General features: G+C 74.9%; 3 protein-coding genes. All 3 read right to left on the bottom strand.

The window, feature by feature from the left end; all coding sequences use genetic code 11:
* A partial coding sequence (locus tag J1C73_RS13930) for a sensor histidine kinase (protein ID WP_207316644.1) occupies window positions 1-1,026 on the bottom strand: 1,026 nt, incomplete at its 3' end.
* 136 nt (window positions 1,027-1,162) lie between these two features.
* Window positions 1,163-3,139, bottom strand: coding sequence for a helix-turn-helix domain-containing protein (locus tag J1C73_RS13935; RefSeq protein WP_207316645.1), 1,977 nt, complete (start codon window positions 3,137-3,139; stop codon window positions 1,163-1,165).
* Between the two features lie 39 nt (window positions 3,140-3,178).
* Window positions 3,179-4,000, bottom strand: a complete 822-nt coding sequence (locus tag J1C73_RS13940; protein ID WP_207316646.1) for a 3-hydroxybutyrate dehydrogenase — start codon at window positions 3,998-4,000, stop codon at window positions 3,179-3,181.
* Window positions 4,001-4,297 lie beyond the last annotated feature (297 nt).

Genomic DNA, 4,297 nt, shown 5'->3' on the forward strand with positions numbered 1-4,297 from the left:
CTCCGGGACGACGCTGCGCGCGGCCAGGGCGCGCAGCGCCTCCCGGAGTCCCCGGTCGGTGAGGACCGGCGGGGCGATGCCCCGTGACAGGGCCCGTAGTTCGTCCAGCGCCTCCTGGGTCCGCAGGACCGCGTCCGCGAGTGCGGCCCTGACCAGTTCCGGCCTGCTGTCGAAGTGGTGCTGGGCGCGGCCCAGTTCCATCGCCAGCCGGACCAGCTGCTGCTGGGGCCCGTCGTGGATGTCGCGCTCCAGCCGCCGCAGGGCGGCGGTCTCCGCCGTCACCGCCGCGACGGCCTGCGCACGGGCGGTGTCGCGCTCCCGCTCCAGTCCGCTGATCCTGCGGTGCAGCGCCGACATGTTGGACAGGAGCGCCTGTCCGAGACCGGCCTGGGCGGCGAAGCACACCCGGGTCACCAGCGGCAGGGACGACAGCAGCAGCACGCCGACCGAGAGGGCGAACGCGATCCGCCCGGACGGTGACGTCAGGCCCAGGCTCAGCGCGACATGGGACCGGTCGCTGCCCGCGTACAGGGTCATGGGCCGCAGCGAGCCGGGCGTGACCTGGTTGCGCAGGGGGTACGTGGCGGTCGCGACCCCCACGAACCACCACAGCCCCGTCACCACCGAGGTGACCAGGACCACGGGGAGCACCAGCACCGCGTGCGCCAGGTCGAGCCACAGCTCCGGGTCGGCCGCGCCGTCCGTCTCCTTCGACCTCGGCCGCCGGCCCGCGCCGCGCGCCCCGCCGGTCCGGGAGCGCACCGCGCCGATCCGCCACCACTCCAGATCGCCGGGCCACCGGGCCAGTGCAAGGGCACGGGCCGTGACGGGCGACCCGCTCGGCACCAGCGAACCGGCCGTCGCGGCGCACAGGCCGCCGGCCACCAGCAGCAGAGCGGCGGCCGCGGTCAACGGCGCGGTGAGGAGATACAGGGATTCCACGAGCGTGCGACGCCCTACGCGGACGGCAGGACCGGCACCCGGCCGCCACCGGCCCGCGACCACGGAGGGCAACGACTCAGCCATGTCCTCAGCATAATCGCGCTCCACGGCAGCGCTCCGGCGCGATGGCCCGGCGGCGGGCGGCACCATGGCCCGTTGCGCGCGGTGCCGGAACGGTCCGGCACGCAACAGCGCAGACGGACACGGCGTGGCCGGCCCCTCAGCGGTCCGAGGCTCCCGACAGCAGGTGCAGGCGCAGCGCCAGTTGGAGTTCCAGCGCGCGGTCCGGCTCGTTCCAGTCCCGTCCCAGCAGCACCTGGATCCGGTCCAGCCGCTGCACCACCGTGTTGACGTGCACGTGCAGTTCGTCCTTGGCCCGGATCAGGCTGCCGCCCGCGCCGAAGTACGCGCCGAGCGTGCGCACCAGGTGGGTGCCGCGCTGGGCGTCGTACTCCAGCAGCGGCCCCAGCGCCGCCGACACGAAGCCGTCGACGTCCTGCCCGTTGCCCAGCACCACGCCCAGGAAGCCCAGTTCGTCCACGCACGCACCCTCGCCCGTACGCCCCAGTACCCGCATCGCCCGCAGGCAGCGCGCCGCCTCCGCGTACGCGGCGGCCAGCTCCCGCGCGCCCCGGGCCGGGCCCGTGGCGGCGACGGTGACCGGCGTCTGGGCCAGCTGGCCGAGCTGCGCCGCCGCCGAGCGGGCCGCGGTCCCGGCCGCCGGGCCGGAGCCGTCCGACTCGATCAACAGCACCACCGCTCCCGCGTGTTCGGCGCTCACACCATGGATCTCCCCGCCGAACAGATAGCGCATCGCGGCCGGGGCCAGCCGTTCCCGGGCGCCGGTCTCCGCGACCAGCAGCAGATGCGGGCGGTCCAGGTCGATGCCGAGGCGCCGGCCGCGCTCGGCGAGGCCCGCCGGGTCGCGGCCGGTGTCCGTCAGCAGGTCGGCGATCAGTTCGCCGCGGATGCGGTTCTCCGTCTCGGCCACCGTGCGCCGCAGCAGCAGGAGGAGCCCGGTGACCACCGCCGACCGCTCGAACAGACGGCGGTCGGAGTCGTCCAGCCGCCGGCTCCGGTGCAGCACCAGACCGGCGAGGAGCTCCTGTCCCGCGAGCACCGCGCAGACCACCCGCCCGTCGCGGTGCACGGCACGGGCCCCCGTACGGGACTCCTCGGCCGCCTCCGCCAGCCACCCGGCGTCCATGCTGTCGGCGGCGAAGCCCGTACCGTCCGGGCGGACCGCCGCCAGCGGGCGCCCGCCCGGGTCGTGGATGGTCAGGGGGGAGTCGAGCAGTCCGGCGACGGCCGCCGCCACGTCCTTGACGTCCCGGCCGCGCAGCACCAGGTCCGTCAGCCGGTCGTGCGACTCCTCGGCCCGCCGCATGGCCGCCGAGTGGGCCCGTACGGAGGCGTTGGCCTCGGCCAGTTCGGCGTTCGCCTCCGCCAGTTCGGCGAGGGCCGAGGTGGTGTCGGCCAGGGCGCGGGCGGTGTCGATGGCGATCGCGGCGTGCGCGGCCAGCGAGCACAGCAGGGCGACCTCGTCGGGGCTGAAGACCCGGGGCGCCCGGTCGGCCGCGAACAGGACGCCGATCACCTTCCCCGTACCCCCGCGGCTGGAGCCGAGCAGCAGCGGCACGCCCAGAATGGCGACCAGGCCCTCGTCCAGGACCCCCGCATTGATGTTGCGGGTGTGGCGGAAGCGCTCGTCGGTGCGGTAGTCAGGGGTCGCGTACGGGCTCGCCGTCTGCGCCACGAGACCGCCGAGCCCTTCGCCGAGTTCGAGGCGCAGCCGCTGGAAGAGCAGCGACACCGACCCGTCGGTCACCCGCATATAGGTGTCGCCCGCCTCCTCGTCCGGGAGCGTGAGGTAGGCCGTGTCCGTCCCCAGCAGCATCCTGGCCCGCCGCACGATCGCCTTCAGCACGTCGTCCAGATCGCGGGAGGCCGCCAGGTCGCCCGCCGTGTCGAAGAGCGCGGTGAGCTGGAGCTCGCGGCGCCGGTGCTGACGCAGGGCGCCCCTGATCCGCAGCGCGGTGGCGGTGGCCCGCTCCACCTCGGCCAGCTCTCCCGCGGGCACCCCGTCGGCCCGCGCCGTCGAGAGGACCGCGCCCAGCGCCTCGGCGGGGGCGTCGTCGGACAGCAGGTCGAAGAGGTGCCGGAGATGGGGCGCGGCGGAGGGGGACGGTTCAGACATGGCGGCCAGCGTTCGTAGGGGTCGGGTTCGGGCGGCCGGTCAGTTGGCGGTCCAGCCGCCGTCCATGGAGAGCGAGGTGCCGGTGATGTGGCCGGTACGCGGACCGCACAGCCACAGGACGGCCTCGGCGACATCCGCCGGTTCGATCAGCCGCTTGATCGCGCTGCGCTCCAGCATCACCCGCCCCACCACCTCCTCCTCCGAGATGCCGTGCGTACGGGCCTGGTCCGCGATCTGGTTCTCCACCAGGGGGGTGCGTACGTAGCCGGGGCTGACGCAGTTGCTCGTCACCCCGTGCTCCGCCGCTTCGAGCGCCACCACCTTGCTCAGCCCCTCCAGTGCGTGCTTGGCCGTCACATAGGCCGACTTGTACGGGCTCGCGCGCAGTCCGTGCACCGACGAGATGTTGACCACGCGCCCCCAGCCGCGTTCGTACATGCCCGGCAGGGTCCGGCGCAAGATGCGGAACGGGGTCTCCACCATGACGCGCTGGATCAGCGCGAAGCGCTCCGGCGGGAACGTGTGGACGGGGGCGACGTGCTGGAGCCCCGCGTTGTTGACCACCACGTCCGCGTGGGCCGGCAGCGTGTCGACGACTCCGGGGTCGGACAGGTCCACCACCCAGGCCGTCCCGCCGATCTCCCCGGCCAGGGTCCTGGCGGCCTCCCCGGCCTTGTCCACGACGTGCACATGGGCGCCGGCCGCCGCCAGCGCCTGCGCACAGGCCCGCCCGATCCCGCTCGCCGCCCCGGTCACCAGCGCGGTCCGCCCGGCCAGGAGCGGTGCTGCGGGTACCTGCGCCGGTCCGCCGCCGGGGGAGGGGGCGGGGGGCTCGTGATCGAGTCTGCGGGAAGTCTCCATGGCCGTCACCGTAGGTACGCGGCGGCCCGTGTCACACGGGGCCGGTGCACACACCCTCCCGGCCCGGCATGGTGGCGGCGTACATGGTGCGGTGCGGCGCCGGGCAGCCCCGCCGCGCGGCCGCCGGCCCGCACAAGGGACCCGCCGCACACACCCCGCACCCGCGGGTGTCCGCCTGCCACATGGGCGCGGGGAGCCGCTGCTCATAGGTTCCCGCAGCAGTCAGTACCCGCATGTCACCACCCGGGAGGAACCCGTGCGCCCATCCGTTCCCCACCACCGCCCGCCCCGGACGCG

It is taken from the genome of Streptomyces laculatispora (genome assembly GCF_017353455.1).
Lineage (GTDB): Bacteria > Actinomycetota > Actinomycetes > Streptomycetales > Streptomycetaceae > Streptomyces > Streptomyces laculatispora.

What these genes read in the sequence shown, in the direction of transcription:
- J1C73_RS13935 (WP_207316645.1), bottom strand. Translation starts at nt 3,139, where the DNA reads ATGTCTGAACCGTCCCCCTCCGCCGCGCCCCATCTCCGGCACCTCTTC.
- J1C73_RS13940 (WP_207316646.1), bottom strand. Translation starts at nt 4,000, where the DNA reads ATGGAGACTTCCCGCAGACTCGATCACGAGCCCCCCGCCCCCTCCCCC.